Below are 14,067 nucleotides of genomic sequence, written 5' to 3'. Positions count from 1 at the left end.
CTCCCGGTCCCTGAGCCTGTCGAAGGGCACACGGAGAACCCCACGAACCCGGCGCCCTTCCTCCGGTCCCTGAGCCTGTCGAAGGGCCCACGAGCAACGTCCACAACCGGTGCGACTCGGCATCTGGAATGTCAGTGGTCCATGATGGACTAGTCCCATGACCGAGACCTCCTCCGCCGCGATCCGCGTCGGCGACGAGTACGCCGCGCAGCTCGCGGAGTTCTCAGGCGAGTGGGCGGAACTCCACCGGCAACAAGCCGTCCTGGACGCACGCAAAGCGCGCCTCCTGGCCCGCTCCGCCGCCTACGCGGACGCCTTCGCCGACTCGGTCGTTCCGGCCGTGTTCCCCCCGGCCGAGCGGCAGGCGCTCTCGCGTCGCTCGACGTGTGCGGCCCTCGCGATGGCGACGCGCACGCCCGAGCAGACGGTCCAGCGGGCCACCAATGACGCCGAACGTCTCGTGAACGACGCCCCATCAGTCCTGGCGTCGCTCGAGACGGGCCGTATCTCGGCGCGGCACGCGCAGACGATCATCGACCAACTCAGTGACGTCCCGGTCGCAGGGCGGGCGGCGTTCCTCGCGGAAGTCTTACCGATCGCGGAGGAGTCCACCAACGCGAACCTTCGCAGGCGCGCCCGCGTCCTGCGCGAACGACTCCACCCCGAGTCCATCACCGCCCGAGCAGTCCGCTCCGAGGCCGACCGCCGCGTCGAGTTCGAACCGGCCGCTGACGGCATGGCGTGGGTGCACCTGTTCGCGACGGCGCCCATTGCGCAGGGCATCGCCGAGCGCATCGAAGCCGCCGCGGCCGAATCGCGCCAGGCCGGCGACACCCGCACCTGCGCACAATTGCAGGCCGACGCCCTAGCGGCGCTCGCGCTCACCGGTGTCACGCCCGACGACGTCAGGTCGAGCCCGGTGCTCCCGCACCCGATCGAGGTGCAGGAGCACATCACACCGACCGTGCAGATCACGGTGCCGGCGCTGAGCATGGCCGGTGTGAGTGATGCCCCGGCGACGCTCGACGGGTACGGCCCCATCGACCCGAAGACCGCCGCGCGCATCGCGGTGAACGCGCCTAGCTTCACCCGGATCCTGGTTCAGCCGGAAACCGGTGCGGTCCTTTCCGTCGGCCGGCATCAGTACCGGGTTCCGGCCGATCTGCAACGGGCAGTGCGGTTGCGGGACGGCACCTGTAGGGCACCGGGCTGCGGCAGACGCGCCAGAGCCTGCGACCTGGACCACTCGGTCGCGTGGGAAGACGGAGGCACGACAGATGTCGCGAATCTCGCCTGCCTGTGTCGACATCACCACCGTATGAAGCACCTGCCGGGTTGGAACCTCGACCATCAGCCGGGCGGGGTCCTCGAGTGGACGACACCCGACGGCAAGCAGTATCGGACCGAGCCAGATCCTGCACCGTTCTGACCCCCGCCGGTCCCTGAGCCTGTCGAAGGGTTCCACGTGGGCACTTCGACAAGCTCAGTGACCGGGAGAAGTATGCCCGAACCGTCTCGGTCCCTGAGCCTGTCGAAGGGCAGCCGAGCCGCGCAACCTTGGCCAACCGAAGAGGTTCACCCGGATGAACCCGGCCCCTGAGCCTGTCGAAGGGTTCCTCGTGCGCACTTCGACAAGCTCAGTGACCGGGAGAAGTGTGCCCGGAACCTGTTCGGTCCCTGAGCCTGTGGAAGGGCGGCTAAGCCGCACCGCCTCAGTCGATGGAAGAGGCCCACCCGCACGGCCCCGGCCCCGGGCCCGGCCCCTGAGCCTGTCGAGGGGTCCTTCGTGAGCACTTCGACAAGCTCAGTGACCGGGAGAAGTGTGCCCGAACCGTCTCGGTCCCTGAGCCTGTCGAAGGGCAGCCGAGCCGCGCAACCTCGGCCAACCGAAGAGGTTCACCCGGATGAACCCGGTCCCTGAGCCTGTCGAAGGGTTCCTCGTGAGCACTTCGACAAGCTCAGTGACCGGGAGAGGTACACCGGGATGGCCCCCGGTCCCTGAGCCTGTCGAAGGGCAGCCGAGCCGCGCAACCTCGGCCAACCGAAGAGGTTCACCCGGATGAACCCGGCCCCTGAGCCTGTCGAAGGGTTCCTCGTGAGCACTTCGACAAGCTCAGTGACCGGGAGAAGTATGCCCGAACCGTTTCGGTCCCTGAGCCTGTCGAAGGGCAGCCGAGCCGAGTCACATCAGTGCCCGGGAGCAGCCTGCCCGTGCAACTCCGTGCCCCACGCCCTGCCCCGCGCTCACCTTCCGGGCAGAGCCGGCCCGGTCTCTCGCCCTGACACCGCGAGCAGCAGGTCGAGCGCCGATCCCCGGACCTCGTCGCCCTCACCCCAGCTCGTGCCGGCGTCCTCGGCGACGAGCCGGACGCCCTGGGCGCGTTCCTTGCCGCCGCCCATCGAGACTCCGGTCCGGAGCTGGTACTCCAACGCCACCATGACCGCTGCTGTCGGGTACTCCGCGCGGATGCCGAGCGGCCGACGGACGTCCTCGCCGTGCACGATGGCCTCGACGAGCCTGGTCGCGAGGTTCGCCGGCGGAGTGCACGTCAGCTCGGTGGCGTCCGCCAGAGCCCGGAGCGTCTCCTGCGGATCGTTCCTCCGCTCCCGCTCGACCCCGTGTGCGTTGTCGAGGTCGAAGTCGAACCGCGCGGCGATGAGTCGTCGGACGAATCCCAGCCGCGTCGTCTTCGCCGAGTCGACGAGATGGGCCACGACATCATGCACATCCCATCCCGTGCACAGCGACGGCGTCGCCCACTGCTCGTCGTCCAGCACCGACAGATCCGCGACCAGCCGCCGACGTTATTCGTGGATGACCGGCCAGACCGCCGACGGAAGCACCCGCGTTCGACGGCCGATCAGCATGAGCTGCTCCGGATCGGCACACGCTCCGCGGTCATGAGGCGGTGGCAAGCACAATCAACGTGCGCGCCCATCGATAGGCTTCGGTCACCGACCCGCACGTCACGGACACGGTCGTTGGATTGCGACGCGTGACCGGCGGCGGCAGCTCCGCCCGATCCGCGTGGATGGGATGACCGAACTCGACCTCGAGCAGGACCTCCCTGCGCGATAATCCCTGCATCTGTACGTGCTCGCCAGACCACGCGGTGACTGCCCGCTTGGAAGCCTCTTCGATCGCCGCGGACACCCGCAGCGGATGCTCGGAGACCGCGGCCCCTGCGGACACTGTTTCCTTCGTCTGCACGACCGGAAGCCCGGGTGCCAGCGCGGCCAGCTCCGCTGCCAGAGCATCATCTCCTGAAGCAAGAAGGATCGACGCCCCGACCTCCGTCGCGAGCAAGGCGCTCAACCCTGCCTCTCCGAAGGAGCTTCCGTTGCACCGCACGTCGCGAACGGCATCATCGATGGTGTGGCTGAGGACACCGCCCACTCCAGCCCTCGCGTGGTATCCGATCAGCATGACGCCATCCCTCGCGCGAACACCCGACATCATGGCGAGCGGACGAGGCTTGCCCTGGAGCAGGCGAGCGCGGTCATCCAGTTCCAGCGGGTCGATGTTCCGATAGGTACCGTGCGCGTCCGAGACGACGATCTGCAACCCATTGTCGACCTCGAGTGCTCCGCGAATAGCAGCGTTGACCTCGCGTGTTAATTGCGACCTGGCGGCGTCGAACCCGAACCCTCCTCGCGCAAGATCGTCCGGCGAGACGACGGTCGCCGCCCCCTCCAGATCCGCCGAGATGTACAGCCGTGATCGATCGGTCATGGGTCTTGTCTACACGTTGCTGGTGATTCGCGCCGATGGTCTCGGACGACTGCCACGCGCGAAGTGCAGAGCAAGCCACCATCAGCGGTAGTGCTGCTCGCCCCGGGCAGCCTTCTCGATCACGTCGGCGATGCGCGCCGCCCTGATCGCGGGCGTCTTGATGTTGCTCAGGCGGAAGAAGACGCGGAAGCGGTCGGTGCGGCCGAGCGTCGCGAAGTACGCCGCCGCCTCGGGGTTCGCATCGAGCGCCGCCTGGAGATCATCCGGTGCGACGGCGTCCTTCTGCCGGTACGCCACATCCCACCGCCCGTCGGCCTTGGCACGCTCGATCTCCGCGAGCCCGGCAGGACGCATCCGCCCCTCCTCGATGAGGCGGGCGACGTGCTCCCGGTTGATCTGCGACCACGGGCTGTTCTTCCGCCGCGGCGTGAACGCCTGCAGCGTGTAGTCGTCATCGAACCGTTTGCTCTGTCCGTCGATCCATCCGTGGCAGAGGGCGACGTCGAGCGCCTCCGACCAGGTGATCCCCGACGCCTTCGAGGTCTTCTTCCGCAGCTTCAACCGAACACCCGCGTCGCTCGGCGCGCCGGAGAGGTAGGCCTCCCACTCATCGAGCGTGAGGTCCAGGATCGGTTTCTCTTCGAAGCTCGCCACGGGAGCGAGCGTAGCGCGCACGGGCGACGCAGCCCAGATCTAGCTGCCGTCCGAACCGCCGCCACCCACGACTGGATAGGGTCGAAGCATGCTGATGAACGACGAGACGCTGTCGCGCGCCGCCGACACCCTGCGAACCTGGGCTCTCGACGAGGACCTCAAAGCGCGAGTCCTCGCCCACCCGGAGGCCGCCGCCATCGCCAAGCGGGCCGCCCTGCGATACATCGCCGGCGAGGACGCGGCCTCGGCTTTGCGGCTCCTCGAAGCGAACGCCGATCGTGGGCACCGCTGGAGCATCGAGCTTGTCGGCGAGTCCGTCCGCGACGCACGCGTCGCCGACGAGCAGACCGCCGAGTTCGTCGACCTCGCCCGCCGGATCAGGGAGTCCGACCAGATCGCGACGATCTCGCTCGACCTCTCCCACATCGGTTCAGTCGTCTCCCCCGAGCTCGGCCTGCGCAACGGCCTGGCGCTCGCGCAGGCGGCACGGGATGCCGACACCTCGCTCATGATCTCCGCCGAGGGTTCCGACCGCACGGACCTCGTGTTGTCGATCTACGAGCAGATCGCCGACGCCTTCCCGGAGACCGGCGTCACCCTGCAGGCGAGACTGCACCGCACCCCCGCGGACCTCGACCGAGTGCTGGATCGGTCCGGGCCGATCCGCGTCGTCAAGGGCGCCTTCCTCGAATCGACCGAGGTCGCTCACCCCCGCGACTCCGCACCGATGACCGCCGCCTACATCAGCATGGTCACGCGACTCGTGGGATCGGGTCACCGTGTCAACGTCGCCACCCATGACGCGAACCTCGTCGCCGCACTCGAGGGTGCGCTCGGCGACGATCTCCGTCAGCCGCACGTGGAGTTCGAGATGCTCCAGGGACTCGGCACCGAACTCCTCGACGACCTCCGCCGCCGCGGGTTCACGACGCGCGAGTACCTCGTCTACGGACCCGAGTGGTGGCTCTACGTCCTCAACCGGATCGCCGAGCACCCCGAGCGGGTCATCGAGGCGATCGCCGACATCGGCCCGATCGCGCTCCTCGCCTGATCAGCCGAGCGGGTCGGACTCCAGGCGGTGGAAGTTGCGGTTCTGGTAGACGAGCGCCGGCGCGTCCGTGCCGGGCGGGATGACCTCCAGCACCTCGGCGATGACGAGCATCGAGCTGCCGGCCGGGACCGTCTGCACGATCCGGCAGCGCAGTGCCGCCCGGGCGCTCGGCAGGTAGGGCTCGCCGGTCGCGAGTCGCTCCCAGTGCTGTTCCGGCGTGAAGCGCGGCTCCCCCGTCTTGGCGAACGCCTTCGCGACCTCCAGGTGGTGGTCCGCCAGGAGGTGGACGACGACCGTTCCCGCACTGAGCAGTCCGCCCGCGGACCCCGTCGCTCGCGTGACCGAGAAGGACAGCATCGGCGGGTCGACGGCCACCGATGCGACCGATGACGCCGTCAGCCCGACGTCTCCCTGATCGGTCGAGGCACTGATCAGTGCGACGCCGGCCGGGTGGTCACGGAACGCCGTCTTGAACCCGTCGACGGTCGCGGCGCGGGCGAGGGCATCGGGATCAGCGGACGGCGTGGTGGGAATGGTCATGCTTCAACCGTAGAACCTCAATCGGTCTTGAGGTCAACTCAAGGCGTGGCGATCTCCGGCTACTCGAACATCTCCGCGAGGAGCTCGTGCGGGTCGCCGTCGACCCGGTGCTCCGAGCGGCCTTCGGGCCAGAACGTGACCCCGTCGTCATCCCAGCACGGGACGACGTGGAGATGGAGGTGGGGGACGCTCTGCCCGGCATCGGCACCGGACGCGCTCAGCACGACGACGCCGGTCGCCCCGAGCGCCGCCCGCATCGCGCGTCCCACCCGCTGGGCGAGGGCCGTCGTCGCCTGGAGCGCTCGCGGGTCGGCGTCCAGCAGCCCGACGCTGTGCGCTCGCGGCACCACCAGGGTGTGGCCGGGGGCGAGCTCCGACTCGGGCAACGGCCGGAAGGCGACCGCCTCGTCCTCGCGCTCCACCCAGATGATGTCGTCGGGCTCGTCATCGATGATCCGGCAGAACGTACACGTTTCGGGCATCGTCCCATTCTCGGGGCTCTGGACGGGCACGTCCATCACCTCAGGACACGCGGTCCCGCGCACCCCGGATCACGCGGGGGCCGACCAGCCACACCAGCCCGATGAGGACGACCACCGCGCCGCCCGCCCACAGCCCGACCTCGGGCGATGCGACGAAGTCGAACACGAACAGGACGATCCCCGCGAACAGCAGTGAGGCCGCCCCGAGGCAGACCATGAGGATCCGGCTCGAGAGCCGCACGAGCTGCGGTTTCGCCTGCTGCCGGAACACGAGCCGGTGCATGATGACCGGCGCGAGCGCCAGGAGCGTCACCGTCACGGCCAGGACCACGAGACCGAGGTACAGCACGTGATCGAATCCACTGAGCTCGGTGAACCGCGCCTGAAACGGCAGCGTCAGCAGGAATCCCGCGAGGATCTGCGTGCCCGTCTGCAGGACGCGGAACTCCTGCAGCAGCTCCGACCAGTTGCGATCGGAGCGCTCGTTCAGCGTCTCGTCGCGGCCGTCCCCGGGCAGGGCGTCGGCCGGGTCATTCGCGGCAGGCATCAGCCGACCTCGTCATCCGTCATACCTCGTCCAGATCGCATGGACGGATGGTACCGCCGTCAGACGCTCCTCACGCCGCTTCCGGCGCCTTCCGCCGACGCACCAGGCGCGTGATCGCGTAGAGCACCACGCCGACCGCGACGATGATGCCGCCACGCAACCAGACCTCGGCGCTCTGCTGCGTGAGGAGGACGAGGCACGACAGGACCGCGAGGACCGGCAGGACCGTCCACGCACGGAAGTGGGCGTGCTCGACGTGCTCACGCCGCAGGACGAGCACCGCGATGTTCGTGCTGAGGAAGACGATGAGCAGGAGCAGGACCACCGTCTCGGCGAGCGTCGCGATACTGCCGGTGGCCGTGAGGACCATCGCGACACCCGTGGTCACGACGATCGCGACCCACGGCGTACCGCGCTTCGGCAGCACCTTCGTGAAGACGCTCGGCAGCAGACCCTGCGAGCCCATGCCGTAGGCGAGCCGGCTCGACATGATCATCGTGAGCAGCGCACCGTTCGCGACCGCCACGAGCGCGATGATGCTGAACAACCAGGCGGGGATGCCGACGCCGGTCGCCTGGATCACGGTCAGGAGCGGACCGGTCGATTCGCCGAGCTCGTCGGAGGGCACGGCGATCGAGGCCGCGGTGCCGACGAGGACGTACAGCACACCCGCGGTCGCGAGGGCACCGAAGAGCGCCTTCGGGTAGACCCGCGACGGATCCTTGACCTCTTCGATGACGTTCGCGCTCGTCTCGAACCCGACGAAGGAGTAGTAGGCGAGCAGAGCCGCGCCGAAGACGGCGATGACCGGGCTGCCACCCTCCGCGAACTGCGTCGCACGACCGAGGTCGCCCCGGCCTCCGCCGAGCATCATCGCGACCGCCACCACGACGAGGACGAGGCCGGTGGTCTCGATCATCGTCATGACGAGGTTCGCCCGGACGGACTCCTTGATGCCGCGGGCGTTGATGAGCGCGATCACCAGGAGGAACAGCACGGCGCCGAGGACCGGTGGCAGGTCGACGAAGGTCGCGAGGTAGTCACCGGCGAAGGCAAGCGCCAGCCCGGACGCACTCACGACACCCGCGGCGAGCATGCAGTATCCGACGAGGAAGGAGACGATCGGCCGCTTGTAGGCGCGCTCGGCGAACACGGCCGAACCACCCGCCTTCGGGTACTTCGTGACGAGCTCCGCGTAGGAGGCCGCGGTGAGCAGCGCCAGCAGCAACGCGACGATCATCGGGACCCAGGTGACCCCGCCGACCTCTCCGGCGATCTGGCCGATGAGGGCGTAGATACCCGCGCCCAGGACGTCTCCGAGGATGAACAGGTAGAGCATCTTGCCGGAGATGTCGCGTTTGAGCGTGGACGGAGGATCAGCCCTGGTGGTGTCGGTCGAGGTCATCCGCGCAACGGTACGGCAGCTGTGGAACCCCGCCCCGTGCTTGCTATCGCGGCGCGGTTGTGCGTCGGCGTCGGATCGACGTCAGTGACGGGCGAGCTTGCGCGCCACCGCGACCACCGGCACGGCGACGACGAGGACCGACGCCACCCGCGCGAACAACGACCGCTTCGGGAACTCGGCGTCCTTCCGGTCGTCCGCCGTCGGTTCTGCCGCCTCCACGAGGTGGGTGCCGCCGGCACCGCCCTCAGCGAGGTGGGCGAGCCGGCGCAGCGTCTCGACGTTGCGGATGTGCAGACCGATGTCGAGGAGCCAGACCGGGATCAGCGCACCAGGGCCCGTCACGGCATGCTCGTGCAGGTGGACGACGCAACCGCGCTCGTGCGGTTCCACCTCGATGGCGACACGGGCCTCACCGAGCGGCCACCCCTTCGGCTGGATGACGAAGCGGTGCGGAGCATCCCACTGGAGCACGGTGGTCTCGTCGTCCAGCACCGCCGGCCAGACACCGAAGGAGTGGTGCAGCTTCCCGCCCACATGCGGCCACCGGTCACCGACGTCACGCATGCGGGACGCACCGACCACCCACGCCGGGAACAGCCAGCCGTCGGCGAGGACGGCGAAGACGCGGTCGGGCGGGCAGTCGAAGACCTTGGTGGTGTGGGACACGGTGGTGTTCCTTTCGCTGAAAGCGGGGATGGAGGTCAGGAGGGGCGCGCGGTTCGGTCTGGCGCGAGCGACGGCATGCGGTCGCGACCGAACACCGAGCGGAGGGCGCTGCGGGCGGCGTGCCAGCCTGCGAGACCGTGGACGCCCGGGCCCGGTGGGGTCGACGAGGAGCACAGGAAGATCCCCGGCGTCGGCGTCCGCCACGGGTCGTTCGAGAGCACGGGACGCGCGACGAGCTGCGCGAAGGTCGCAGCGCCGGCGGCGATGTCGCCGAGGACGTAGTTCGGGTTGTACCGCGCCATGTCGCGGGCGGTCATCGACGCCGACGTCAGGATCACGTCGCGGAACCCGGGGGCGAAGCGCTCGATCTGCCGGGTGATCGCCTCGGTCTGGTCGAGACCGGACCCGCTCGGCACGTGCGTGTAGGCCCAGAGGACCTGGGCGTCACCGGGAGCGCGACCAGGATCGCCGACGTCGGGCTGCGAGACGAGGACGTAGGGCGACTCGCTGTGCCGACCGCGGGCGACGTCGCGCTCGGCGGCGGCGATCTCCGGGCGGGTGCCGCCGAGGTGGAGCGTGCCGGCCCGCGCCAGTTCCGGGTTCGTCCACGGGACGGGACCTGAGAGTGCGAAGTCGACCTTGGCCACGCCGTCGCCGTATCGGAATCGGGAGAGACGACGGAGGTACGCGTCGGGCAGACGGCTGCCCGCGATCTCGGCGAGCGCCTTCGGGGTCGTGTCGAACAGGACGGCACGGGCGGACGGAAGTTCGTCGATGGAGCGCACCTCGGTTCCGGTGACGATCTCACCGCCGTGGGCCAGCAGGTCGTCCGCGAGCGCGTCGACGATCGCTTGGCTGCCGCCGACGGGGATGGGCCAACCGCGGGCGTGCGCATACGCGCCGAGCGACAGGGCGGCGGCCGAGGTGGACAGGCTCGGCATCGGCCGGATGGAGTGGGCGGCGACACCGCTGAGCATCGCCGGAGCGGTCTCCTCACGGAACCGGAGGTTCCAGGCCGGGCTGCCCTGCTCGAGCGCGCGGAGGCCGAAGCGTGCGACCGTGACCGGGTGGCGCGGCACCTGCAGGAGCTTGCCGCCGGTGAACTGCGAGACGCGGTCGGCGTCGGCGGCGAGCGGTCCCATGAGCGAGCGCCAGGCCCCGCCGTCCCGTCCGAGGGCGTCGGCGGTGCGGTCGATGTCGCGGTAGGCGATCCCGGCCCGGCCACCGTCGAGTGGGTGGGCGTAGGAGATCTCCGGCACGACGAGGTCGATGCGGCGCTCGAGGCCGAAGGACCGGAAGAAGCCGGAGGCGAGCGCCATCGGGTGGACGGCGGAGCAGATGTCGTGGTGGAAGCCGGGCAGCGTCAGCTCGGCGGTCCTGGCTCCACCGCCGATCGTGTCGCCTCGCTCGACCACCTGCACGTGCAGGCCGGCCCGCGCGAGGGTCACCGCGGCGGCGAGCCCATTGGGGCCCGCGCCGACGACCACCGCGTCGAACTGCTCGCGCCGCGCCATCGCGCTCAGCGCCGCTTCGCCGCGCCGGCCACGAGGGCGACGCCCGCTGCGAGGGTGCCGGCGGCCGCCGCGTACACCCCGCGACGGTGGCGGATGGCCCAGGTCTGCGGGCTCCACGAGTGGGCCTTGTCGCTGAATACGCCGCGGGCGCCGTGGTCACCGGGGGCCGGCGTGTAGACGTTGTCCGGCAGGCGCGGGTCGTGCTTGTCCGGCGCAAGCTGCCCGGAGTATCCGGTCCTGGCGAGGAACCAGTCGAGGAAGCCGCCGGCGAAGCGGTCGCCGAGGATCGTGCCGACGGTGGACTCGCCCACCCAGGTGCGTCGCCGCGGGCGGTCGGCGACGTCCGCGATGGCGGTCGCGCCCACCTCGGGCTGGTAGATCGGGGGCACCGGCTGCGGGTGCTCGGGCAGCTGCGACTTCACCCAGCTGAACTGGATGGTGTTGAGCGCCGGCATGTCGACGGTCGAGAGTTTGACGTTGCTGCCGTCGTGGAGGAGCTCGGCGGTGACCGACTCTGTGAACCCGCGGGCGCCGAACTTCGACCCGCAGTAGGCGGCCTGCAGCGGGATGCCGCGGTGGGCGAGGGCGGAACCGACCTGGATCACGTGCCCCCGGTCGCGCGGGACCATGCGCGAGAGGGCGGCCCTGGTGCCGTTGACGAAGCCGAAGAAGTTGACGGCGACGGCGCGCTCGAAATCCGCCGGTTCGGTCGTGAGGAAGTCCCCGAACACACCGACCATGGCGCAGTTCACCCACAGCTCGATCGGTCCGAGTTCCGCCTCGACCCGGTCCGCCGCCTGCTCGACGGCCTCCCGGTCGGCCACGTCCGTCGGCACGGCCAGCCCGCGACGTCCGGCCTGCTCGACCTCGGCGACGGTGGCTGCGAGTCCGTCCTCGCCGCGGGCCAGGATCGCGACGTCCCACCCACGGGCGGCGAGTTCGCGGACGGTCGCACGACCGAGCCCTGCGGTTCCGCCGGTGACGACGGCGACCCCGCGGCTCATCGCGCCGACCGATCGGCTGCTGCGGACCGTTGGGCGGAGGGGCGCGGAGAGGGTGTCGTCGTCAGAGGCATGACGCCACGTTAGGCGAATCCACCCCGCCGGGGCGGCCCCTTGCTTTCCCAGGCAGGACGGATCACCACCCGGCGGTCGCGGCGGGATGGCCGTACGATGAACGGAGACCTCCCTCGAGCCGGAAGGAATGCGGACATGAGCGACACCTTCGCCATCGTGTACAGCGCACTCGACCGGGTCGACGAGGACGACCAGCTGGTGGAGCCGATCCTGCGGCTCATGCCGCTCAGCGGTGTCTCGATCGCGACGCTCGGCGACACCCTGAGCCCCGAGACGATCGCAGCGAGCGACGAGCAGATCGCGCTGCTCGACGAACTCCAGTTCGACCTCTCGGAGGGCCCCTCCTGGGACGCGGTCGGCAGCGGCCGCCCGGTGCTGGAGGAGGCCGTCAAGCGGACCGGCTACGACTCCTGGCCGTCGTTCACCGAGGCTCTCCGCGACCACGCGGTCGGCTCCATCTTCGCCTTCCCGCTCCGCGTCGGGCCGCTCCAGGTGGGTGCGGTCGAGCTGTACGACACCGAGGAGCGCACGCTGGACACGCAGGCGGTCGGGGCCATGATGTCCCTCACCCGCCCGCTCAGCCGGTACGTCCTCCGACGCACCCTCGAACTCGCGAGTCTCCCCGACACGACGCAGCTGAAACCCCACGCACGACGCCGGATCCACCAGGCGACCGGATTCGTGATCGCGCAGCTCGGACTCTCCCCCGACGACGCCCACCTGCTGATCCAGGCTCAGGCCTTCGCCCAGAACCGCTCGATGTCGGAGGTCGCGGAGGACATCCTCGAACGTCGCACCGGCTACGTGATGCGCGACGAGACGATCGAAGACGAGCGATGAACGCGCGCGGCGACGACGGGACCGGTTCCGAGCTCCGTCACTCGACCGCCCTGCTCGACGTGTTCGCGACGCTCGCCGACACGCTGGTGGACGACTACGACGTGGTCGACCTGCTGCAGATCCTGGTCGATGCCAGCGTCGACCTCCTCGACGTCCAGGCCTCGGGCATCCTCTTGGCGGATCCGCACGGCGACCTCGAGCTGATCGCGTCGACCAGCGAGTCCGGGAGGCTCGTGGAACTCATCCAGCTGAGCGCCGACGAAGGCCCGTGCATCGACAGCTTCCGTGCGGCGACGCCGGTGTCGATCCCCGAGATCGCCGCGGTCGCAAGCGACTGGCCGAGGTTCGCCGAGGTCGCGGCGACCGCGGGGTTCCGGTCGGCTCATGCCTTCCCGCTGCGACTCCGCCGGACCACCATCGGCACCCTGAACCTGTTCCGCACGGCTTCGGAGGCCTTCGACCGGTTCGAGTCACGGGCCGCGCAGGCGATGGCCGACGTGGCGACCATCGGCATCCTGCACGAGCGCACCCTTCGCGAGAGCGACGTGACCCGCGGCCAGTTGGAGTCCGCGCTGCAGTCGAGGGTCGTCATCGAGCAGGCGAAGGGCGTCGTCGCCTACACCGCTGCGATCTCGGTGGAAGCGGCCTTCGAGGTGATCCGCAAGTACGCGCGGAGTCGCCGTCGTCCCTTGGCGGACGTCGCCCGCGACATCGTGGAGCGTCGCCTCGAGCTCTGAGGTGCGGCCACCGGCCCCGATCGACCTTCAGCGCGGTTTCCGCGCGAACACGTGATGCACGACGCCACTCGGTGATGCGGTCACTTCGACTGTGAACCGATCCTCCAGGCCTTCGAGCCCGTCCCAGAGCCGCACCCCACGACCGAGCAGGATCGGGACGACGACCACGTGGAGATGGTCGACGAGGTCGGCCTCGAGGAACTGCCGGACCGTCGTCGGCCCTCCACCGAGACGGACGTCGAGTCCGTCGGCGAGCGACGTCGCGAACGACAACGCATCGACGGCGGACAGGTCGCGGAAGAGGAACGTCGTCTCACCGACCACCAGGTCCGGTCGTTCATGGTGGGTCAGGACGACGACCGGTGTGTGGAACGGCGGTTCCTCGCCCCACCATCCCCGCCAGCTCTCGTCCTCCCACGGGCCGAGCTGCGGACCGAACTTCCGACGGCCCATGATCTCGACGCCGATGCGGTCATCGGTGGCCGCAGCGAACGCGTCGTCGACCCCGCGTGTCCCGGCGCCGACCGCCTCATCCTCGTGCCCGCTCTTGGACACGAAGGTGCGGGTCGGGAGGAACCACTGCATCAGCCGATGCCCGGCGTGACCGAAGGGGGTCTCGAAGGACTGGCCCTCGCCCGTGGCGAACCCGTCGAGCGAGACGGCGAGATTGTGGACCCGGAGCATCGTCATGGGCACACGTTAGTCCAGACACCCTGGCCCGTCGAGTAGCAGCTCGACGGCTGAAAGGCAAGAGCGCGCCGAACGGTCGAACGGCGACGACACTCGAAGGAGGGCACGGCGGTCCGACGACCGGTCGACGCA

Annotated in this window: 15 protein-coding genes; 4 read left to right on the top strand and 11 right to left on the bottom strand. The window is 69.7% G+C overall.

What is annotated here, in order from left to right:
• Positions 1-157 precede the first annotated feature (157 nt).
• Positions 158-1,429: an HNH endonuclease signature motif containing protein gene (locus tag HOW07_RS11160; protein WP_175117000.1), complete on the top strand. Its 1,272-nt coding sequence runs from the start codon at positions 158-160 to the stop codon at positions 1,427-1,429.
• 815 nt (positions 1,430-2,244) lie between these two features.
• On the opposite strand, the gene HOW07_RS11155 is transcribed toward HOW07_RS11160, so the two are convergent.
• The 3 genes from HOW07_RS11155 to HOW07_RS11145 all read right to left on the bottom strand — a co-directional run bounded on the left by HOW07_RS11155 (position 2,245) and on the right by HOW07_RS11145 (position 4,387).
• On the bottom strand, positions 2,245-2,796 hold the full coding sequence (locus tag HOW07_RS11155; RefSeq protein WP_254628332.1) for a maleylpyruvate isomerase family mycothiol-dependent enzyme: 552 nt from the start codon (positions 2,794-2,796) through the stop codon (positions 2,245-2,247).
• 103 nt (positions 2,797-2,899) lie between these two features.
• Positions 2,900-3,733 carry a M55 family metallopeptidase gene (locus HOW07_RS11150; RefSeq protein WP_175116999.1) on the bottom strand — a complete coding sequence of 278 codons (834 nt, stop codon included), beginning with the start codon at positions 3,731-3,733 and terminating at the stop codon, positions 2,900-2,902.
• Positions 3,734-3,814: 81 nt separating this feature from the next.
• Positions 3,815-4,387: a YdeI/OmpD-associated family protein gene (locus HOW07_RS11145; RefSeq protein WP_175116997.1), complete on the bottom strand. Its 573-nt coding sequence runs from the start codon at positions 4,385-4,387 to the stop codon at positions 3,815-3,817.
• An 88-nt stretch (positions 4,388-4,475) separates the two neighbouring features.
• Here HOW07_RS11145 and HOW07_RS11140 point away from each other — a divergent pair, with 88 nt between their 5' ends.
• The gene (locus HOW07_RS11140; protein WP_217485254.1) at positions 4,476-5,438 is read left to right on the top strand and encodes a proline dehydrogenase family protein; all 963 of its coding nucleotides are present in this window, start codon (positions 4,476-4,478) and stop codon (positions 5,436-5,438) included.
• On the opposite strand, the gene HOW07_RS11135 is transcribed toward HOW07_RS11140, so the two are convergent.
• The 7 genes from HOW07_RS11135 to HOW07_RS11105 form a co-directional block, all read right to left on the bottom strand.
• Complete coding sequence (locus tag HOW07_RS11135) at positions 5,439-5,978, bottom strand: flavin reductase family protein (protein WP_079001123.1); 540 nt, start codon at positions 5,976-5,978, stop codon at positions 5,439-5,441.
• Positions 5,979-6,037: 59 nt separating this feature from the next.
• On the bottom strand, positions 6,038-6,460 hold the full coding sequence (locus HOW07_RS11130) for an HIT family protein (RefSeq protein ID WP_121291690.1): 423 nt from the start codon (positions 6,458-6,460) through the stop codon (positions 6,038-6,040).
• 40 nt (positions 6,461-6,500) lie between these two features.
• Complete coding sequence (locus tag HOW07_RS11125) at positions 6,501-7,007, bottom strand: DUF6328 family protein (protein WP_064297063.1); 507 nt, start codon at positions 7,005-7,007, stop codon at positions 6,501-6,503.
• A 70-nt stretch (positions 7,008-7,077) separates the two neighbouring features.
• Positions 7,078-8,412, bottom strand: coding sequence for an APC family permease (locus HOW07_RS11120; protein WP_121291348.1), 1,335 nt, complete (start codon positions 8,410-8,412; stop codon positions 7,078-7,080).
• A gap of 81 nt (positions 8,413-8,493) precedes the next feature.
• On the bottom strand, positions 8,494-9,078 hold the full coding sequence (locus tag HOW07_RS11115) for an SRPBCC family protein (RefSeq protein WP_175116995.1): 585 nt from the start codon (positions 9,076-9,078) through the stop codon (positions 8,494-8,496).
• Between the two features lie 35 nt (positions 9,079-9,113).
• Complete coding sequence (locus tag HOW07_RS11110) at positions 9,114-10,592, bottom strand: NAD(P)/FAD-dependent oxidoreductase (protein ID WP_175116993.1); 1,479 nt, start codon at positions 10,590-10,592, stop codon at positions 9,114-9,116.
• Between the two features lie 5 nt (positions 10,593-10,597).
• The gene (locus tag HOW07_RS11105; protein ID WP_175116991.1) at positions 10,598-11,596 is read right to left on the bottom strand and encodes an SDR family oxidoreductase; all 999 of its coding nucleotides are present in this window, start codon (positions 11,594-11,596) and stop codon (positions 10,598-10,600) included.
• A gap of 207 nt (positions 11,597-11,803) precedes the next feature.
• Here HOW07_RS11105 and HOW07_RS11100 point away from each other — a divergent pair, with 207 nt between their 5' ends.
• A complete protein-coding gene (locus tag HOW07_RS11100; protein ID WP_158596587.1) occupies positions 11,804-12,508 on the top strand; it encodes a GAF and ANTAR domain-containing protein in 705 nt (234 codons plus the stop codon).
• Complete coding sequence (locus HOW07_RS11095; RefSeq protein WP_064297058.1) at positions 12,505-13,245, top strand: GAF and ANTAR domain-containing protein; 741 nt, start codon at positions 12,505-12,507, stop codon at positions 13,243-13,245. Before HOW07_RS11100 ends, HOW07_RS11095 begins: the two co-directional genes overlap by 4 nt.
• A 27-nt stretch (positions 13,246-13,272) precedes the next feature.
• Here the strand turns inward: HOW07_RS11095 and HOW07_RS11090 are convergent, their stop codons facing one another.
• Positions 13,273-13,935, bottom strand: coding sequence for a dihydrofolate reductase family protein (locus tag HOW07_RS11090; protein WP_121291338.1), 663 nt, complete (start codon positions 13,933-13,935; stop codon positions 13,273-13,275).
• Positions 13,936-14,067 lie beyond the last annotated feature (132 nt).

It is taken from the genome of Plantibacter sp. MCCC 1A11337 (genome assembly GCF_013349365.1).
In the GTDB taxonomy this organism is placed as follows: domain Bacteria; phylum Actinomycetota; class Actinomycetes; order Actinomycetales; family Microbacteriaceae; genus Plantibacter; species Plantibacter flavus_A.
The sequence above is the reverse complement of the archived record's forward strand: the minus strand, read 5'-3'. Positions and strand labels throughout refer to the sequence as shown.

Coding starts and splice junctions, on each gene's coding strand:
- HOW07_RS11105 (WP_175116991.1), bottom strand. CDS start 11,596: ATGAGCCGCGGGGTCGCCGTCGTCACCGGCGGAACCGCAGGGCTCGGT.
- HOW07_RS11090 (WP_121291338.1), bottom strand. CDS start 13,935: ATGACGATGCTCCGGGTCCACAATCTCGCCGTCTCGCTCGACGGGTTC.
- HOW07_RS11120 (WP_121291348.1), bottom strand. CDS start 8,412: ATGACCTCGACCGACACCACCAGGGCTGATCCTCCGTCCACGCTCAAA.
- HOW07_RS11150 (WP_175116999.1), bottom strand. CDS start 3,733: ATGACCGATCGATCACGGCTGTACATCTCGGCGGATCTGGAGGGGGCG.
- HOW07_RS11130 (WP_121291690.1), bottom strand. CDS start 6,460: ATGCCCGAAACGTGTACGTTCTGCCGGATCATCGATGACGAGCCCGAC.
- HOW07_RS11135 (WP_079001123.1), bottom strand. CDS start 5,978: ATGACCATTCCCACCACGCCGTCCGCTGATCCCGATGCCCTCGCCCGC.
- HOW07_RS11110 (WP_175116993.1), bottom strand. CDS start 10,592: ATGGCGCGGCGCGAGCAGTTCGACGCGGTGGTCGTCGGCGCGGGCCCC.
- HOW07_RS11160 (WP_175117000.1), top strand. CDS start 158: ATGACCGAGACCTCCTCCGCCGCGATCCGCGTCGGCGACGAGTACGCC.
- HOW07_RS11140 (WP_217485254.1), top strand. CDS start 4,476: ATGCTGATGAACGACGAGACGCTGTCGCGCGCCGCCGACACCCTGCGA.
- HOW07_RS11100 (WP_158596587.1), top strand. CDS start 11,804: ATGAGCGACACCTTCGCCATCGTGTACAGCGCACTCGACCGGGTCGAC.
- HOW07_RS11125 (WP_064297063.1), bottom strand. CDS start 7,007: ATGCCTGCCGCGAATGACCCGGCCGACGCCCTGCCCGGGGACGGCCGC.
- HOW07_RS11095 (WP_064297058.1), top strand. CDS start 12,505: ATGAACGCGCGCGGCGACGACGGGACCGGTTCCGAGCTCCGTCACTCG.